Source organism: Amycolatopsis sp. SID8362, from assembly GCF_010550475.1.
Taxonomy (GTDB): Bacteria; Actinomycetota; Actinomycetes; order Mycobacteriales; family Pseudonocardiaceae; genus Amycolatopsis; species Amycolatopsis eburnea.
In genome coordinates, this window is the sequence record NZ_JAAGNB010001462.1 from 1 (window position 1) to 17,775 (window position 17,775).

Below are 17,775 nucleotides of genomic sequence, written 5' to 3' on the forward strand. Positions count from 1 at the left end.
CGGCGCGGGCGGCCGGGCACCCCGCGGCGGGGTCCAGGCCGGTTCCAGTGCCGGCGGCTCCGGCTCGTAGACCTCGCCGTCCTGCCACTCGGGCTCGGCCGGGTCGTAGTCGTCTTCGGCGTAGTGGGTGGCCTGCGCGTCCGCGTAGTCGTCGTGGCGCCGGTGGCCGCCGGTGTACTCCTCGTCGGCCGCCGACGAGCCCCACTCGCGGGTGTCCTCGTCGGTGTAGCCCTGCGGGTCCGGCTGCGGCCGCGACGGCTTGCGCTTGGGCATGATCATCGACAGCGTCGACATGTCGAACTTGCTGGGCGAATCGAAACCCTCGCGCTCGGTGCCGCGGTGCAGTGCGTCCCAGCCGCTGGAGTCCGGATCGTCGAATCCCGAAATCCTCATCTCGTCCTACCCACGCACGCCGCCCTGGAGCTGCGCGCGCAGCTCGGGGGTGATCTGCTGGCCGACGCGCTCGACGAGCAGGGTCATCTCGTAGGCGACCGTGCCGATGTCGCACGTCGGGGCGGCCAGCACCGCCAGCGAGGACCCGTCCGAAACGGACATCAAGAACAAGTAGCCGCGCTCCATCTCCACCACGGTCTGGTTGACCCCGCCCGCCTCGAAGCAGCGCGCGGCGCCCTGCGTCAGGCTGATCAGCCCGGACGCCACGGCGGACAGCTGCTCGGCGCGCTCCTGCGGCAGCCCTTCCGACGGCGCCAGGAGCAGCCCGTCCGCGGACACCAGGACGGCGTGCGCCGCGCCCGGTACCCGGCGCACGAAGTCCGTGATGAGCCAGCCGAATGTGCCCTGGCCGGAAGCCGTCACTACTGCCCCTCCTTGCTCGTGCGGCATCGCGCGCCGCACCCCGGAGCGTCCGGCACGGCCGGTCGACAACGCCACGGTAAAGCGTATTCGCACCGCCCGTGGTGTCGAGTCCACCACGGGCCGGCCGCTGCGCACCCTACGTGTGCGCGTGGCCGCGCTCCGCGCCGACCCGGACGGGGTCACGCTTCCGGGCGACAGCCGGCGACGCCGGTCCCGCACCGCCACCGCGAGGTGTCGGCGCAGGTCAGCCGGTGTGCCGCCGGTCAGGACCCGTGGCCTCGCCGCCGGCCGGCGCGGACCGGCGACGCCGGCCACTGCTCCGGACGGCAGCACCACTCCCCGAAGTGGGTGAAGCACGCGGAGTTCACTCCAACGGCCGCATCCGGTTCGGGAGATCATCCGCTATCCCGCGCGCAACGCCGAATCGTGCGCGATCGCGTGCTGGACGACGGAGATCAGCACCTGCTTGGCGGAGTCGCGCTCGCGCGCGTCGCACGCCATGATCGGGACCGACGGCGCGATGGTCAGCGCGTGCCGGACGTCCTCGATCTGGTGGTGCAGCAGCCGGTCGAAGCAGTTGATCGCCACGACGTAGGGCAGCTTCCGGTTCTCGAAGAAGTCGATCGAGGGGAACGCGTCGGCGAGGCGCCGCGTGTCCACCAGCACGACCGCGCCGATGGCGCCGACCGCGAGGTCGTCCCACATGAACCAGAACCGGTGCTGACCCGGCGTGCCGAAGACGTACAGCACGAGGTCCGAGTCCAGCGAGATGCGCCCGAAGTCCATCGCCACGGTGGTGGTGGTCTTGTTGGGCGTGGCCGAAGTGTCGTCGTGCCCGACGCTCGCCTCGGTCATCATGGCCTCGGTGGTCAGCGGGTCGATCTCGGAGATCGCCCCGACCAACGTTGTCTTCCCCGAACCGAACCCGCCGGCGACCACGATCTTGGCCGACGAGGTCGGACCCGTCACCTGCGGCGCGTTCGCGTCGGAGTCAAATTCTCCGAAGCCCACTGAGCACCCTTTCCATGAACTCGATACTCGGGCGGTCACCCACGGTCGGGCTGCTGGAGTGCACCAGCACCAGCCCGAGGCCCGCCACGTCACCAATCAACACCCGCACCACGCCGAGCGGCAGGCGCAGCAGCGCCGCCACCTCGGCCACCGACCGGGTGTCGACGCACAGGTCGCAGATCGACCGGTGCTCGGGCACCCGGACCCGGTCGAGCATCCGGCCTTGTTCGCTGGTCGAGATCAACGCCTCGATGGCGAGGTCGAGCGTCGCCTTCGTCCGCCCGCGGGTCCGGAAGTACGGCCGGACCAGCCCGGACGTCTCCATCTCCGTCGGCGGCGGCGCGTCGACGAACTCCTGGTGGGCCTGCTGCGGCAGCGCCGCGGCGAACTCACCGGAATCCGGTCCGCCCGCCCCGAAGTCCCGCTCGGTGCTGTACGCGGCGAACTCCTGCGCGTCGTACAGCGGCCCGCTCGAACCGCCGAACAGCTCCGCGCCCGGCCCGCCGAGCAGCCGGTCGCGGTACTCGGTGCCGCCCGCGATCGGCCGGATCGGTTCCTGCCCGGCGTTGCTGTCCGTCAGCCAGTTCGGCGGCTCCCGCACGGGGTCGCTGTCGGACGCCTGCACCCGCCTCGCCCGCCATTCGCGGTCGACGCGGTCCCGGAACGACTGCCAGTCCTCCCGGCCGTCGTCGCCCTGCTCGGACCAACCACCGGAGAAGTCGTCACCGAGCCGGCCATCACCCCTCAAGCGCCCGTCGTCCACGGCTCTCTCCTCGGTTCCCAGGTCCTCAGCGGCGGACGGCCGCGCCCTGCAGTTGCGCCCGCATCTCCGGAGTCAGCTGCTGGCCGACCCGCTCCACCAGCAGGGTCATCTCGTAGACGACCAGGCCGATGTCACTCTCCGGCGATCCCAGCACCGCCAGACACGAACCGTCGGAAACCGACATGAGGAAGAGGAAGCCGTTGGCCATCTCGACCACCGTCTGCGCCACCGTGCCGCCCTCGAACACCTTGGCCGCGCCGCGCGCGAGGCTGGTCAGCCCCGACGCCACCGCGGCCAGCTGGTCCGCCCGGTCCTTCGGCAGCCCTCGCGAGGCCGCGAGGAGCAGGCCGTCGGCCGACACCACGACCGCGTGGGCCGCGCCGGGCACCCGGTGCACGAAATCCGTGATCAGCCAAGCGAAGCTGCCGGCATTGTTCGCCTTGGCATGCGCCTGGCCGTTCGGCTGCGCGGAGCCACCCGGCTGCATTGCACCCGCCCGTGTCACTTTCACTCCTCACTGCTGTCTGTGGTGTTGCCACTCACCGGAACCTCGTCGCCCGGTCGCTCCTTCAGCGCATGGCGCCCCGAGGTGTACCCACGTTGGAAGCTTGCCATCCGGTTCCGCGCCGCGGACGCCGAGCGGGTGATCGCACCCGTTCCGGGCATGCCCGCGGTGGCATCCGCGAAGTTGTTCTGGGCCGGCGCGTCGGGCGTCGAGCTCGAACCGCCGATCGAACCGGGCACCAGGTAGGCGTTCGGGATGCGCTTGGGCAGCCCGGCCGTGGTGATCTCCTCGTTCTTGGACTCGAGCAGCGACTGCGCCGCCTGCCAGCCGTCGTCGGAGGCGCTGTGCCAGCCGTCGTCGGGCGGGAGCAGCGGGTGCCGGGTGGCCGCCGTCGGCTGCAGCTCGTCCACGGGTTCCGGGGCGGGTTCGTCGCGGCCGGTGAGGGGCGGCAGGTTCGGGTCCTCGACCTCGTCCTGCGCGCTCCGGTGGCCCGGCCGGCCCTGGTCGCCCTGGTCGCTCTGCGGCGGCACCGGGTCGGCAGCCGCGTCGTCGCCCTCACTGAACCAGCGTGACAGCACCGACTGGTAGATGGGCAGCCGCCGGGTGGGTACATCGTCCTCGAGCGCCGACGAACCGACCTCCGCCGCGGGTGGCGGCGCCGGGGGCGGTTCCTCCGGCGGGACGAACTTCGGCTCGCGCTTGGGCAGCACCAGCGGCGCGAACTGGGTGTCGCCCGCCCGCGAGCTGGCCCCGTCGCCGTTCGACGACGGCGTCAGCGGCGCCAGGTCCTCCGCGGTCGGCCACGCCGGGACGTCGGGCTTGGGCAGCTCGGGCGACAGGAACGGGCCCGCCGCGCGGCCACCGCTGACCAGGTCGTCCAGGCTGATCGGCTGGTCCAGCGGGACCAGCCCGCCCTGGTTCGCCACCGGCTCGTGCGCCGGCGGGGCCGGGGGTGGCGGCGGCGCCGGGGTCGGCGTCGAAGGCGGGTTCGGCTTGAACGCCTGCGTCTGGTCGAAGTCCGAACGCGCGGCCGGGATCGGGATGCTCGGCAGCGACATCGACGTCTCGGACCGGCCGGGCGGCGGCGGGGTCTGCCGCGACATGCCGGGGCGCAGGTGGGTCAGCAGCTCCGCCGGGACGACGACGCGGGCGATCACGCCACCCTCGATGTCCTCGTTCTCGCGCAGCCGGACCTCGATGCCGTGGCGCTTGGCCAGGCGCGAGACCACGTACAGACCCATTCGCCGGGTCACCGACACGTCCAGGTCCGGCGGCTCGGCCAGGCGCGCGTTGACCTCGGCCAGCCGCTCGTCGCTCATGCCGACACCGTGGTCGGTGACCTGGATGGCGAGCGCCTTCCGGCGGGTCACCACGGCCCGGACGATGACCTTCGTCTCCGGCTCGGAGAAGTAGGTCGCGTTGTCGAGCAGCTCCGCGAGGACGTGCACGAGGTCGTGGATCGCGAGGCCCTGGACCGCGACGTCGGGCACGATGCCGACCTCGATCCGGGCGTACTGCTCGATCTCGGACACCGCGGCGCCGATGACGTCGGCGGCGGGCACCGGCTTGGGCACGGACTTCGCCAGGCCGGCGCCGGAGAGCACCAGCAGGGACTCACCGTTGCGCCGCAGCCGGGTGGCCAGGTGGTCGAGCTCGAACAGGCTCGCCAAGTGGTCCGGGTCCTGCTCGTCGGCCTCGAGGCGGTCGATGACGCCGAGCTGGCGTTCCACCAGCCGCTGCGACCGCCGGGAGAGGTTCACGAAGATGCCGTTGACGTTCTCGCGCAGGAGGGCCTGCTCGGCGGCCATCTTGACGGCCTGTTCGTGGACGATGTCGAACGACCGCGCGACCTCGCCGATCTCGTCGCGGGAGGTGACGGGCACCGGCTGGACGGCCTTCTTGGAGGCGCCGACCGGGTCCGGGTCGTCGAGGATCGCCTGCACGGTTTCGGGCAGCCGGGTGTAGGCGACGTCCAGCGCGCTCCGGCGCAGCACCCGCAGCGGGCGCAGCATCAGGCGGGCGACGATGAGCATCAGCGCGATCGCGGCGGCCAGCGCGGCGAGCACCACGGCACCGCCGACCCACGCCGAGTTGACCGCCGCCGTGGCGAGGTCGTCCGCGCGGGTCTTGAGCTGGGCCAGCAGGTTCGACTCGACCGCATGCAGCTTGTCCGCCGACACGGTGCTGTCCTTGCCGAGCGCCGTGGTGTCGATGTTCGGCGCCTGGTCCAGCTGGGCGAAGGCGAACGCCGCGGTCTGGATCCGGCGGCGGTCGTCGACCTCCGGGCCGGAGTAGGTGTCGTTGTAGAGCTGGCGCTGGTCGTCGTCGGCGTTCGCGAGGAACGCCTGGACCGAGGCGTCCGCACTGGAGGCCGACGCGCGCGTCTGGTCCAGGAGGTCGCCGGGGAAGCTCCCGCGGAACGCGGCGATCTGCAGCTCGGCGTCGGAGCGGGTGGTGAACTCCTTGGCCTCGCTGATCGCCTGGGTGCTCGTGCCCAACCGCAGCACGTCCCGGTCGGTGACCGCGGTGGTCACCTCGCGGCCGAGTTCGATGAGCGAGTCGAGGATGCCCGAGTAGGCCGTCATCACCGTGATGTCGGGCAGGCCGTTCTGCGCGTTGAACGCGGCGCGCAGCGGGCGCAGGGCGTCGAGGCGCTGGATACCGCGGGTGTAGCGGTCCTTGGTCGCCTGGTCGTCGTAGTTGAGCGTCGACGCGGCCGAGCGCAGGTCCGCGACCTCGCGGTCGACCTTGGCGATCTGCGAGTCGAGGCCGGTCTGCAGGAGCGAGTTGCCGGACGCGATCCGGGCGACGGCCAGCGAGCGCTCGTTCTGCAGCTCGTGGACCACCGTCGTGACCTTGACGGCGAACGCCACCTGGTCGGCCGTGCGCTGGAACTCCGCCGCTTCCCTGGCGTCATCGACCACGCGCAGTGCCCCCAGCACCGCCGCGGTCAACGTCGGGATGATCAGGACCGCGGCCAGCTTGGAGCGCAGCCGCCAGTCGCGCATGCCGGAGAAGAACCCGGCCTTCCGGCCCGGACTCTCTCCGGGCGACTGCGCGGGGGCCCCTCCTACCCCCGCGGCGTCTTCGTTCGGCACCGCCGCACCACCATCGTCGTTCGTGCTCGTGAAACCTTGGTCGGTCCAGCGCCCACCCGGGCGCATCGCGTTCTCGTCAGCCACTCGTCTGCACGCTCCCGGCGCTCAAGCGCAGCGGCAGGTCGGAACGAGCCCAGCGCGAGACGCTACCCGTACGGGTGAAAAGATCGTCTTCGGTGGGTGTTCCTGAACCCCGTCCGACTGGACGGAATCGGTTCAGCTCGAGCATCACGGTCGGGTCCCTGCGCTGGTCTCGCATCGGTCTGTTGGTTCGGCCTAGCCCACCGGCGCGGCGGCTTTGCCCGGCCAGGCAGTGGCCTCTACGGGGACGAATCTCTCAGGAAAAGCACAGCGTGCCCTGGTAAACCGGGGATCGACTTGATCGGCCATCCAGGCACTCTCTCTCACTACATCGGAGGTTGATACCTCCCCGCAGGTGCAGAGGGTAGCGAACGGCCGGGGAAGATGTAACCCTCCCGACAGGACGCGCTCGATGTTGCACAGCGTTCGCTCAGTCGGCACACAGCTGGACATCCCTTATTCAGGATCTAGGCCCTACGCTGGGTGAACGCTTACGGCGAGTGGAGCAGTGGGTCTAGACCAGAGGCCAAAAGAGTGACGTGCGCCACCCTCTCGGGTATTGATCCCACCCGTTGTGAGCAACCTGTCACGTTCTCTACAGTGGCCGCGTACTCCCGAGAATGAGTTACGTACTTCCCCGGGATTCGGTCCATCAACCGTCACTTTTTTCACCCAAGGAGCAGGCCTTGCTTGGAAACGCCATGAGCAGTGGCCGGGTTCGCACTCGCCGCGCCGCGCTCGGGCTCGCCCTCACCGTCGCGGCGGCGACAGCCCTCACGGGCTGCAGCGCCCTCGGCTCGGACGACTCGAACGCCTCGTCGAACGGGGGCGGCCTGGAGAAGTCGAAGATCAAGGTCTCGATCATGCCGACGACGGACCTCGCGCCGTTCTGGCTGGCCTTGGACGGGGGGTACTTCAAGGCCGAGGGCCTCGACGTCGAGCAGATCGTCGCCAAGAGCGGCCAGGAGTCGATGACGAAGGCGCTCAACGGCGAGGCCGACATCGCGCTCTCGACGTACACGCCGTTCTTCGTCGCGAAGAGCAAGGGCGCCGCGGACATCTCGCTGGTCGCCGACGCCACGTCGGTCAACGCGAAGAGCAACGCGATCGTGACCGTGCCGACCTCCAACGTGAAGACGGTCAACGACCTGGCCGGCAAGCGAATCGCGATCACGGCGATGAACACCGCGTCGGACATCCTCACCAAGTCCGTCATGAAGGACCACGGCGTCGACTTCAGCACGGTCAAGTGGACCCTGGTCCCGCTGCCGAACATGGCGGCGGCGCTGAAGGACAACCAGGTGGACGCGGCCTACATGCCGGAGCCGATGCTTTCGCAGTCGGCGAAGACCGTCGGGGCGACCCCGGTCATCGACATCAACACCGGCGCCAGCCAGGACTTCCCGCTGACCGGCTACGGCTCGACGACGAAGTGGGTCCAGTCGAACCCGAAGACCCTCGCGGCCTTCCAGCGCGCCATGAAGAAGGCCACCAGCGACGCGCTCAACGACCGCTCGAAGGTCGAACCGCTGCTGGTCAAGTACGCGAAGATCGACGAGGACACGGCCAAGCTGCTCACCCTGCCGGGTTACGGCTCCACCCTGGACGCCCGTCGCCTGCAGCGGGTGCCCGACCTGCTGCTGCAGATGGGCGTCATCACGAGCAAGGTCGACGCCGCGCCGATGATCGCCCCGCAGGCGACCAGCTAAGAACCTTATTCCGCCGTCGGCCGGCGCGAAGGTCACCGCAGGATCGCACCTGACGGTCCGTCGCGCCGGCCTAACCAAAATAAGGTTCTGACGTGAAAAAACTGCTCCGCGGCCTGGCCGGCCTGGTCGGCTTCCTCCTGCTCTGGGAGGTCGTCGTCCAGGTCGGCCTGGTCAGTAAGACGTTCACCCCGCCGCCGAGCGTCGTCCTGGTCACCGTCGGCGACCTGCTGGGCGACCCCGAATTCATCCGCGACATCATCGCGACGATGCTGGCCTGGCTGATCGCCATCGCGATCGCCATCGCCATCGGCGTACCCGCCGGCTTGCTGCTCGGCAGCGTCCCGGTGCTGCGCACCGCCACCGCCGCGATCGTCGAATTCCTCCGCCCGATCCCGGTCACCGCGCTCGTGCCGCTGGTGCTGCTGGTGATCGGCTCCGGCCCCGACGCGAAGATCACCCTCGCGGTGTACGCGTCGCTGTGGCCGATCATGTTCAACACCATCTACGGCATGGGCGAGATCGACCCGGTGCTGATGGAGACCGCGCGGGCGTGCGGGACCAGCCGGTTCCGCATCCTGACTTCGGTCGCGCTGCCGCAGACCGCGCCGTTCGTCTTCACCGGCCTCCGGCTGTCGGCGACCATCTCGCTGATCGCCGTCGTCAGCGTGGAGTTCCTGGCCGGCTCCCAGGTCGGGCTCGGCAGCTTCATCCTGATCGCCAGCAGCGGTTCGGCCCGGTTCGACCTGGTGCTCGCCGGTACCGTGGTCGCGGGGGTGCTGGGCTACCTCATCAACGAAGGGCTCGAGCAACTGGGCAAGCGGCTGTTCCGCTGGAGCAGCGTCGACCGGGAGGCGATCGCGTGACCGCGGCAACTCTTTCCGGGCGGGTGGGCCGCCGGGCCGCCCGCGGCGCCGCCGCCGTCGTCCGCAACTGGCTGCTCTTCGCGATCCTCGTCGTCGGCTGGGAGTTCGCCGCCCGCGCGGGCGGCAGCAAGTTCTTCCCGCCGCCGACGGAGATCGCGACCACCGCCGCGAAGCTGTGGTTCACCGGTCCCGCGTCGCAGCTCTTCCTCACCGACGCCGTCTTCGACAACGTCTTCCCCAGCCTCGGCCGGATGCTCGGCGGCTGGGGACTGGCCGCCGTCGTCGGCGTCGCGCTCGGGGTGCTGGTCGGCCGGTCCGACACGGCGATGGACTACGTCGGCCCGCTGTTCGCGTTCTTCCGCTCGATCCCGCCGCCCACGCTGATCCCGGTCTTCGCGGTGCTCTTCGGGCTGAGCTCGGGCATGCAGATCGGGTCGATCATCTTCGGCGCGGTGTGGCCGGTGCTGCTCAACGCGGTCGACGGCGTCCGCTCGGTCGACCAGGTGAAGGTGGAGACGGCGCGGTCCTTCCGCACGCCCCGCCGGTACTGGGTCGGCCTGGTCGTCCTGCCTGCCGCGGCCCCGAAGATCTTCGCCGGCCTGCGGGTCAGCCTGTCGATCTCGCTGCTGCTGATGGTCGTCTCCGAACTGGTCGGCGCGTACAACGGGATCGGCCGGGCGCTGCTCAACGCCCAGCAGGACTTCGACTTCGCCATCATGTGGTCCTGGCTGGTGCTGCTCGGCATCCTCGGCTACGTCTTCAACACGATCTTCCTGGTCGCGGAACGGCGGGTGCTGGCCTGGCAGCCGACCCGTCTCGGCCGCGACTGACGCTGGAAAGGCCTCTCCCCATGTCCACCATGCTCGAAGTTTCCGGCCTCAGTCACCGGTACGGCACCGGCGCCAAGGCGCACACCGCGGTGAACGAGCTGTCGTTCACCGTCGAAGCCGGGCAGCTGGCCAGCATCGTCGGCCCGTCGGGCTGCGGGAAGTCGACGCTGCTGCGCTGCGTCGCCGGCCTGACCCCGCCGACCGAGGGCACGGTCAGCCTGCACGGCGACCGCGTCGACGGCGTGCCGGACGACCTCGCCGTCGTGTTCCAGGACTACAGCCGTTCGCTGTTCCCGTGGCTTTCGGTGCAGAAGAACGTCGAATTCCCGCTGCGGTGGCGGCCGATCTCGAAGGCCGAACGGCGGAAGCGCGCGGCCGAGGCGCTGGAGCAGGTCGGCCTGTCCGCGGTCGGCGGCAAGTACCCGTGGCAGCTCTCCGGCGGCATGCAGCAGCGGGTGTCGATCGCCCGCGCGCTGGCCAGCCGCCCGGCGCTGCTGCTGATGGACGAGCCGTTCGCGTCGGTCGACGCCCAGACGCGGTTCGAGCTCGAGGACCTGACCCGGCGCGTGCAGCGCGAGCAGGGCAGCACGATCCTCGTCGTCACGCACGACATCGACGAGAGCGTCTACCTGTCCGACCGGGTGCTGGTGCTGTCGAAGTCGCCGGCGTCGATCGTGGCGGACCTGCCGGTCGGCCTGCCCGCCGAGCGCGACCAGATCACCACGCGCGAGTCGGCGGAGTTCGTGACGCTGCGCGGTGAAGTGGCCCGGCTGCTGCACGGCGGCACTCCGGCCGAGGCTGCCACGGCCGCGTCGGACGCCGCGGAATGGGACCTGGCCGAGCACGCCAAGGACGTGACGGAGACCAAGACCGGGAGCTGACGAACCACGGGGGGAACCATGGCGAGGGCGGTACTGGCCGGACTGCTGGCGTTGCTGCTGGCGGGTTGTTCGGCGCTGAGCGGCTCCTCGCCGCCTCCCGCGACCCGGGACAAGCTGCGCGTGTCGATGATGTCGACCATCGACACGGCCCCGTTCTGGCTGGCGAAGGACGGCGGGTACTTCGAGCGCGAAGGCCTGGACGTCTCGACGACCGAGGCCGCGACCGGGCAGGCGTCGCTGACCAAGCTGGTCAGCGGCGAAGCGGACATCGCGTATTCGAGCTACACGCCGTTCTTCGTCGCGCGCAGCAAGGGAACGGCGGACATCCGGCTGGTGGCCGACGCGTCGTCGGCGGGCCCGCGCTCGACGGGCGTGGTGGCGCTGCCCGCGTCCGGCATCCGTTCCGTGACCGACCTGGCGGGCAAGCGGATCGGCATCTCGGCGCCGAACACGATCGCCGACACGCTGACGAAGTCCGTGCTGGCCGACCACCACGTCGACGCCACGGGCGTCAAGTGGGTCCCGCTACCCCTGCCGAACACCGTGGCGGCGCTGAAGAACGGCGACATCGACGCGGGCTTCCTGACCGAGCCGTTCATCACGCAGGCCGCGCGCTCGGCGGGCGCGGTGCTGGTGGCCGACACCGGCACGGGCTCCACAGTGGACTTCCCGACCGCGGGCTACGGCGCACTGGGCTCGTTCACCGCGGCTTCCCCGCGCGTCGTGGCGGCGTTCCAGCGCGCCATGGCGGCGGCGACCCGGGACGCGGCGGCGGACCGGAAGAAGATCGAGCCGCTGATGGTGAAGTACGCCAAGATCGACGCGGCCACCGCGGCGAGCACCGGGCTGCTGACCCTGCAGTCCACTTTGGACGCCCGCCGGCTGCAGCGGGTCCCGGACCTGCTGCTGAAGACGGGCGTCCTGACCAACCCGGTGGACGTCGCGGCGATGGTGGTGCGCTAGCGGTCAGTACAGCGTCCGGTCCGACGGCGCGACCTTGACGTGCACCAGGGTCGGGCGCGGGTCGGCCAGCGCCGCCGTCAAGCCTGGGACCAGACCGTTCGGCTCGGTGATCGTCACGCCGTGACAACCCATGCTCGCCGCCAGCGCCGCGAAGTCGATGCCGCCGAGTTCGGTGCCCGGGAGCTTCGCGCCGCCGATCGTCTCGCCGAGGATGCGGACCGCCGCGTACTCCGTGTTGTCCATGATCAGGATCGTCACCGGGAGTTCCTGGCGCGCGGCCGTCCACAGTGCCTGGATGCCGTACATGCTGGAGCCGTCGCCGACGACACCCACGACCGGGCGGTCCGGGCGGGCGAGCGCCGCGCCGACCGCGCCCGGGACGCCGTAGCCGAGGGTGCCGCTGGCCATCGTCAGGAAGCCCGTGTCCGTGGCCGTGATCGGCAGGTGGTCGTGCAGGATGCCGCGGTGGCTCGGCGTCTCCTCGACGACGATCGCGTTGTCCGGCAACAACTCCGACAGCGTCGAGTAGACGTATTCGGCGGTGAGCTTCTCGTCGCCGGGCTTCGCGGGACGCTCCAGCGGGGCCGGCGCGGGCCTGCCGCTGCGGTCGACGACGTTGAGCAGCGCGCGGATGCCGAGCTTCGGCGTGGCGCGGATGCCGGTGCCTTCGAAGGCGCGCGCGAGGATCTGCTCGTCGTCGCTGAGGATGAACAGCGGCGGCAGCGGAGCTTCCCCGCGCCCGCGGTCGACGTGGTAGGTGAACGCCGGCGCGCCGAGCACCAGGACGAGGTCGTGCCCCGAGAGCTTGTCCGAGACGGCGCCGCGTTCGGGGTCCAGGAAGCCCTGGAACAGCGCGTGGTCTTCGGGGAACGAGCACCGGAACGACATCGGCGCGACGTACACGGCGGCGTTGAGCCGTTCGGCGAGGGCGACGGTCTCGACGACCGCGCCGTCCTGGTCGACGGCTCCCCCGACGACGATCGCGGGCCGCTGCGCCGCTTCGAGCGCGGCCACCAGCTCGTCGACGGACTCGGGATCCGGTGCGAAACCCCGGATGCGCGGCCGGGAGACGATGGGCCGCTCGGTCGTGGCGGTCCAGTCGTCGGCGGGGACGGACACGAAGACCGGGCCGGACGGCGCCTGCGTCGCGACGTGGTAGGCCCGCGCCAGCGCGGCGGGGACGTCCTCGGCGGTGGCGGGCTCGATCGACCACTTGACGTACGGCTTCGGGAACTCGGGTGCTTCCATCGCGCCGAGGAAGGGGTCGTGCGGCAGGAGCGCGCGGTTCTGCTGGCCGGCCACGATGATCAGCGGCGTCCGGTTGCGGTAGGCGTTGAAGAGGCTGCCGAGCCCGTGCCCGACGCCGCCCGCGGAGTGCAGGTTGACCAGCACGGCCTGGCGCGTGGCCTGCGCGTAGGCGTCGGCCATCGCGACGACGGCGGATTCCTGGAGGCCGAGGACGTAGTCGAAGTCGTCCGGCCAGTCGGTGAGGAAGGGGACCTCGGTGGTGCCGGGGTTGCCGAACACCGTCGTGAGGCCCAGTTCGCGGAGCAGTTCCCTGGTGGCGTCCAGCACCGTGCGCTTGATCATGCCCCCAGGCTAACGCTTAGCGTTGCGAAGAAAATCCCCCGAATGCCGGTCACGGGACCGCGGCCCCGTGACCGGCAGGCAGTCAGCCGATCAGGCCCGAGAGCCCGGAGCCCTTGAACGAGCCCCAGCCGGTCACCTGGTCGTACTTCGTGCCGGCGGTGAAGCCGGTGGTGCCGTGCAGGGAGTTGTTGCCCGTCGTCACGTCGTGGAAGCCGGTGGCGTAGGACGAGCCGTTGCCGATCGAGTAGAACTTCGGGTTCAGGTTGCCCAGGCCACCGCCGTGGACCTGGTTCTGCAGCGTCGCGAAGGCCGCCCACAGCGGCGCCGCGCCCGACGTGCCCCACACCGTTTGCCACGCGCCCGCGGTGTAGATGGAGTAGCCCGAGCCGCTCGCCGCGTCCGCCGAGACGTCCGGCACCTTGCGGTAGGTCGTGCTCTGCGAGGACTGCCACGACGGCGCCGTGAAGACCGTCGAGATGCCGCCGCCGGTCGAGCCGCTCGACGCGCCGTCGTTCCAGGCCGTCTCGCTGCTGTAGGTGTTCGAGGACGTGACCGTCAGCTGCGTGCCGCCGACGCCGGTGACGTTCGGGCTCGACGCCGGGAAGTCCACCGCCTTCGCCGTCGAACCGGTCTGGCGGTAGCAGTCGGTCGTGCCGTCGTCGCCCGCGGCCGCGAAGTACGAGATGCCCTCCGCGGTGCCCGTCGCGATCGCGCTGCTGACGCTCTTGGCCGCGCTCGAACCCTCGGCGGATTCGCAGGCGCCCCAGGAGATCGAGACGACGTTGACCGTGTGGTCGGACGCGATCTTCTGGTACATCGCGAGTTCGCCGGCGCTGGAGTTCGGCGCTTCGTAGACGTAGTCGCTCGCGGCGGCCGCCAGCGCGTGCACGACCTCGATGTCGAGTTCGACCTCGATCTGGCCGTCGCCCGGCGAGGAGTCGTAGTTCGCGCCGCTGACCGGCACCGTGGTGACCGAGCCCGCCGAGAGGCCGTAAGTGCTGTCGTACTTGGTGATGTTGGCCTTCTGGTAGCCGTCGAACTCGACGAACCCGACCTTGACGCCGCTGCCGGTCGCCGAGAGACCGCTGGTGCCGTAGGCGGTCTTGAGCACCGGCGGGGTCACGGCCTTGACGGCGTTGGGCTTGACCGCGGCCTTCGACGAGTGCGTGCGCACCGCGTGGTCGTCGAGGCCGACGACCCCGCTCACGACGTCCGAGACGCCGGCGGGGACGGCGGGCGCGGCGTCGTTGGCGAAGAAGTCGCGACCGGAGACCTGGTCGTGGTAGGTCCCGATCCGGGTGCGGAACGCCGATTCGAGCCGCGCCGCCGACCCGGTGAACGTGACGGCCTGCCGGTTCCCGGAAACCTCGATCCCGGTGGCGCCCGCTTTCCCGAGGAATGAGACGGCCTTGTCGACGTCGGCCTGCGTCGGACCGAACCGGGCATTGAACTGCGCCGGGGTCAGAAACCGGTGGTATTGCGGTGAAGCGGGGTTCTGCACGTCGGCGAGGAACTTTTCCAGTGCCTGCTGGTCGTGCAGTTTCAGCGAGAGCGCCGCGGTGATCGGCCGGTCCGGCGCGACGTCACCGGTGCGGACGCTGTTGATCAGCGGAGCCGCGTTGTCGGCCAGTGTGACCAGGGGTTCCGGCGCCGCGGCGGCCGGGACGGCCACGGCGAGGCCGAGCAACGCAGGCAACGGCACAGCGGCCGCGACGAGCTTGCGCAAGCGCATGGGGGAATTTCCTCTCGGCGGTGGGGACCGGGCCTGCGCGGAATGCACGCCGCAGGTTGCCGAGAAGCATAAGAAGCCGCTATTGCGTCAGGAACCTACTTTCGGTTGCCGTTCGCATTTTGCGAATGGTTTACCATTCGATTATTGTCCGGAATGCCGGAGAACGTCGACCCGGTCGGCGATATCCTGGGCGTCCGCATTGCCGGAAAAGCGCCGGGCGGCCGTGGCGAGCGAGTGCAGCCGCTGCCGGGTCCGCGGCGACCGCAACGCGGCCGCCAGCTCGATCGCCTCCTCCCCGACGGCCGAGGCGACGTCGAGGTCGCCGTCCAGCGCGTGCACCGTCGCCAGCCAGATCAGCGTCAGCGACCGGCTGCGGGTCATCCCCCGGCCGTACCCGGCGATCGCCTCGGTGAGCGCGGGGATCCCGTCCCGGCCGTGCCGGATGTCCACCACCTGCGCCAGTTCCGCGTGCACCGTGCCGATCATCGCCGCGAGGTCGGTGGGACCGAAGAACTCCGCCCACGGCGAGGGCTCGCGGTCGGCGGCTTCGGCGAACTCCTCGCGGGCGCGGCGCAGGTAGGTCAGCGCGCCGCTGACGTCGGCCTTCTTGGCGTAGGCCCAGGCCTGGTTGGCCGACAGGATCGCCTGCGCGAGCTTGCAGTGCGCCAGCAGCGCCGCGTCCCGGCCCCGCTCGAACTCCGTCAGCGCCGCGTCGACCGCGCCGTAGTGCAGGTGCAGCCGCCCGGTGCGGTAGTGGATGTTGGCCTGGAGGTCGTCGTTGCCCGCCTGCCCGGCGAGCTCCAGCGCCCGCCGGAACGCGGCCAGCGCGGCGGCCGGGCGGTCCTGGTCGAAGTTGGTCCAGCCGGCGAGGTTGTAGAGGTCGGCGACGGCGGTGCACAGCCGGGCCAGCACCACGGTCTTGGTCACGCCGTCCAGCAGCGCGACGGCGGCCGGGAGCCGCGCTTCGACGGCCGCTCTGCAGGCGCCGCCGCCGTAGCGGTAGTCGAGCGCCCGCAGCTCCGCGACCGTGTCTTCCAACCGCCGCACGTCGGCGATCCCCACACGGGTTCCGCGGAGGTCTTCCTGCCCGTCGCTGCCGGTCATGGTGGCCCTCCGTCCGAAGAGAGCCGCCGCGGGCAGCCCCCTGGTCATTCCCCGCCGGGCCAGGCCGGTGCCTTCTCCTTCGGGGTGTTGGCACCGGGTAGCACCCCGGTGGCGGTCAACACCACGCCGGTGGCGGTTTCCGCGATCTTGACAGCGGCCAGGAGGCCGGTGAGGGCGAGCGAGCCGCCGAGCCCCAGTCGGGCGAACTCGTCTTCGGAGGTTTCGGTGCCGCGCTGCCGCGGCAGCGCGCCGGTCACGATTCGGCCTTCCGGCCCGTTCCGGACACGCTCGAGCGGTAGTCGCGTTGAATCAGCCGCTCCCGGGCGGCGGAAATCCACCGGATGGTCGACATCCTGGTTTCTTGATGGCTTCTCATTGAATTGACCGCGAACCGAATACGCGCGCTCACAGCGCCGCCTCCTGTGTTGGCCGAACAATTCTTGGCACCGCCCGGGCAGGCTTCTCGCTCACGATAGCCAGCACCTGCCACGACTTCAGCCCCCAAGCAGGCGAACCGGGTTACTGCACGTGCAGCTGCACGACCGACGACGAAGCGGCATTCGCAGGAACCGAATGCAATTTCATTACGCCGATTCAAGGAAATCGAATACTGGTATGACCGGCTGCGGATTCCCGGACGGAACCGCGGCACGCGTGCGGGTTTCGCAGTGGATCAGGATTTGACGAGATCCACCCACTGGCGCACGGTTTCGGCGGCCACCGGCGCCTGCCACCCGCCCGGCCGCACGGCGCTCCCGACATGGAACCCGCGCACCCCGCCCGCGCGCAACAGGTGCACCTGCTGCGCCCGCAAACCGCCGCCCACGAGCAGTTCCGGCCCGCTCTCCCGCTGCGCCAGCCGCTGCAGCACGGAAAGCCCGCTCGCGACGCCGTTCGGGTGGCCGGCGGCGAGGACCGTGTCGCAGCCGAGCGCGGCCAGCTGGTCGTACGCGCGCAACGGGTCGCGCGTCCGGTCGATGGCGCGGTGGAACGTCCACGGCAGGCCGTCGATCTCCTTGAGCAGCGCTTCGCAGGCGTCGACGTCGATCTCGCTGTCGATGTTGAGGAAGCCGAAGACGAACTCGCGCGCGCCCACGTCGATCAGCCGGGCGGTGTCCGCACGCAGCCCTTCGAGGTCGCCGACGGCGAAGGAACCGTTGTCCCGCAGCATCACCCGGACCGGGAGGTCGGTCGCGGACAGGACGACCCGGAGCGTCTCGACCGACGGCGTCAAGCCGTCCTGCGCCATGTCAGCGACCAGTTCGAGGCGGTCGGCCCCGCCCGCCTGCGCGCCTTCGGCGTCCGCCGCGTCCAGCGCGATCACTTCCAGCAGGGGCGTCTTCGAGCTCATGCCTCAATCCGTTCACTGGTTCCGGGTGTCGTCTCCCCTCGCGTGCCGCCCTCGCCGGAAGCCGCCTTGAAGGCTCGTCATCCGCTCGCGCACCGCTTCCGGGGAAAGTGAGAGTATCGGCCGCTGTTCCGGCACCGCTCCCGGCCCGGCGGCCACGTCGCCGGTCTGCAGGAACGGCCACGTGTCCTCCGCGCCGTCTTCCTGTTCCAGCTCGGCCGGGGTCGGCCACTCGTACTCGGGCTCGATCGCGGCCGGCGGCGACACCGGCCGCAGCCGCGGTTCGGTGTCCTCGTCGTCCGGGTTCCCGGCGGCACTTTCACGTGAAAGCTCCGCTCTGCGCGGCAAAGCGGCACTTTCACGTGAAAGTGCCGGGGGTGGCGGGGGCGGGGGTGCGGCGGCGAGGGCGTGGCGGGGCTCCGGGGCGGCCGGACGCGGTTCTTCGGCGACCGGGAGGGGTTCCGCCGGGCGGCGCGGCTGT

Annotated in this window: 15 protein-coding genes and 2 pseudogenes; 5 read left to right on the forward strand and 12 right to left on the reverse strand. The window is 70.7% G+C overall.

All coding sequences use genetic code 11. The features are described 5' to 3' along the window. The 6 genes and pseudogenes from G3I65_RS44825 to G3I65_RS44850 form a co-directional block, all read right to left on the reverse strand. Positions 1-393, reverse strand: a pseudogene (locus G3I65_RS44825) (hypothetical protein); the annotation flags it as partial. 6 nt (positions 394-399) lie between these two features. Then, complete coding sequence (locus G3I65_RS44830) at positions 400-816, reverse strand: roadblock/LC7 domain-containing protein (RefSeq protein WP_072476021.1); 417 nt, start codon at positions 814-816, stop codon at positions 400-402. A 402-nt stretch (positions 817-1,218) separates the two neighbouring features. Further along, a complete protein-coding gene (locus G3I65_RS44835) occupies positions 1,219-1,827 on the reverse strand; it encodes an ATP/GTP-binding protein (RefSeq protein ID WP_086861435.1) in 609 nt (202 codons plus the stop codon). Further along, positions 1,808-2,590: a DUF742 domain-containing protein gene (locus G3I65_RS44840; protein ID WP_160701494.1), complete on the reverse strand. Its 783-nt coding sequence runs from the start codon at positions 2,588-2,590 to the stop codon at positions 1,808-1,810. Before G3I65_RS44840 ends, G3I65_RS44835 begins: the two co-directional genes overlap by 20 nt. 25 nt (positions 2,591-2,615) lie before the next feature. Continuing rightward, positions 2,616-3,077, reverse strand: a complete 462-nt coding sequence (locus G3I65_RS44845) for a roadblock/LC7 domain-containing protein (RefSeq protein WP_003085376.1) — start codon at positions 3,075-3,077, stop codon at positions 2,616-2,618. A 20-nt stretch (positions 3,078-3,097) separates the two neighbouring features. After that, positions 3,098-6,259: a nitrate- and nitrite sensing domain-containing protein gene (locus G3I65_RS44850; RefSeq protein WP_160701505.1), complete on the reverse strand. Its 3,162-nt coding sequence runs from the start codon at positions 6,257-6,259 to the stop codon at positions 3,098-3,100. Positions 6,260-6,975: 716 nt separating this feature from the next. On the opposite strand from G3I65_RS44850, the gene G3I65_RS44855 reads away from it, so the two are divergent. From G3I65_RS44855 to G3I65_RS44875, 5 genes are all read left to right on the forward strand, one after another. Then, entirely contained in the window at positions 6,976-7,983 is a 1,008-nt protein-coding gene (locus G3I65_RS44855; RefSeq protein WP_163046858.1) for an ABC transporter substrate-binding protein, read from the forward strand. Between the two features lie 92 nt (positions 7,984-8,075). Beyond that, positions 8,076-8,846, forward strand: coding sequence for an ABC transporter permease (locus tag G3I65_RS44860; RefSeq protein WP_160701496.1), 771 nt, complete (start codon positions 8,076-8,078; stop codon positions 8,844-8,846). Next, the gene (locus tag G3I65_RS44865; RefSeq protein WP_160701497.1) at positions 8,843-9,676 is read left to right on the forward strand and encodes an ABC transporter permease; all 834 of its coding nucleotides are present in this window, start codon (positions 8,843-8,845) and stop codon (positions 9,674-9,676) included. Before G3I65_RS44860 ends, G3I65_RS44865 begins: the two co-directional genes overlap by 4 nt. Positions 9,677-9,696: 20 nt before the next feature. Continuing rightward, the gene (locus G3I65_RS44870) at positions 9,697-10,557 is read left to right on the forward strand and encodes an ABC transporter ATP-binding protein (RefSeq protein WP_160701498.1); all 861 of its coding nucleotides are present in this window, start codon (positions 9,697-9,699) and stop codon (positions 10,555-10,557) included. An 18-nt stretch (positions 10,558-10,575) separates the two neighbouring features. After that, a complete protein-coding gene (locus G3I65_RS44875; RefSeq protein WP_160701499.1) occupies positions 10,576-11,520 on the forward strand; it encodes an ABC transporter substrate-binding protein in 945 nt (314 codons plus the stop codon). A gap of 3 nt (positions 11,521-11,523) precedes the next feature. On the opposite strand, the gene mdlC is transcribed toward G3I65_RS44875, so the two are convergent. From mdlC to G3I65_RS44905, 6 genes and pseudogenes are all read right to left on the reverse strand, one after another. Continuing rightward, entirely contained in the window at positions 11,524-13,110 is a 1,587-nt protein-coding gene (gene mdlC / locus G3I65_RS44880; protein ID WP_160701500.1) for a benzoylformate decarboxylase, read from the reverse strand. A gap of 82 nt (positions 13,111-13,192) precedes the next feature. Continuing rightward, positions 13,193-14,842, reverse strand: coding sequence for a protease pro-enzyme activation domain-containing protein (locus tag G3I65_RS44885; RefSeq protein ID WP_160701501.1), 1,650 nt, complete (start codon positions 14,840-14,842; stop codon positions 13,193-13,195). 141 nt (positions 14,843-14,983) lie between these two features. Continuing rightward, complete coding sequence (locus G3I65_RS44890) at positions 14,984-15,946, reverse strand: hypothetical protein (RefSeq protein ID WP_160701502.1); 963 nt, start codon at positions 15,944-15,946, stop codon at positions 14,984-14,986. A gap of 44 nt (positions 15,947-15,990) precedes the next feature. After that, positions 15,991-16,203, reverse strand: coding sequence for a hypothetical protein (locus tag G3I65_RS44895; RefSeq protein ID WP_160701503.1), 213 nt, complete (start codon positions 16,201-16,203; stop codon positions 15,991-15,993). Between the two features lie 416 nt (positions 16,204-16,619). Then, positions 16,620-17,297: a copper homeostasis protein CutC gene (locus tag G3I65_RS44900; protein ID WP_160701504.1), complete on the reverse strand. Its 678-nt coding sequence runs from the start codon at positions 17,295-17,297 to the stop codon at positions 16,620-16,622. A 12-nt stretch (positions 17,298-17,309) separates the two neighbouring features. Continuing rightward, positions 17,310-17,775, reverse strand: a pseudogene (locus G3I65_RS44905) (histidine kinase); the annotation flags it as partial.

Coding starts and splice junctions, on each gene's coding strand:
- G3I65_RS44900 (WP_160701504.1), bottom strand. CDS start 17,297: ATGAGCTCGAAGACGCCCCTGCTGGAAGTGATCGCGCTGGACGCGGCG.
- G3I65_RS44870 (WP_160701498.1), top strand. CDS start 9,697: ATGTCCACCATGCTCGAAGTTTCCGGCCTCAGTCACCGGTACGGCACC.
- G3I65_RS44845 (WP_003085376.1), bottom strand. CDS start 3,077: ATGCAGCCGGGTGGCTCCGCGCAGCCGAACGGCCAGGCGCATGCCAAG.
- G3I65_RS44890 (WP_160701502.1), bottom strand. CDS start 15,946: ATGACCGGCAGCGACGGGCAGGAAGACCTCCGCGGAACCCGTGTGGGG.
- G3I65_RS44850 (WP_160701505.1), bottom strand. CDS start 6,259: ATGCGCCCGGGTGGGCGCTGGACCGACCAAGGTTTCACGAGCACGAAC.
- mdlC (WP_160701500.1), bottom strand. CDS start 13,110: ATGATCAAGCGCACGGTGCTGGACGCCACCAGGGAACTGCTCCGCGAA.
- G3I65_RS44855 (WP_163046858.1), top strand. CDS start 6,976: ATGAGCAGTGGCCGGGTTCGCACTCGCCGCGCCGCGCTCGGGCTCGCC.
- G3I65_RS44885 (WP_160701501.1), bottom strand. CDS start 14,842: ATGCGCTTGCGCAAGCTCGTCGCGGCCGCTGTGCCGTTGCCTGCGTTG.
- G3I65_RS44875 (WP_160701499.1), top strand. CDS start 10,576: ATGGCGAGGGCGGTACTGGCCGGACTGCTGGCGTTGCTGCTGGCGGGT.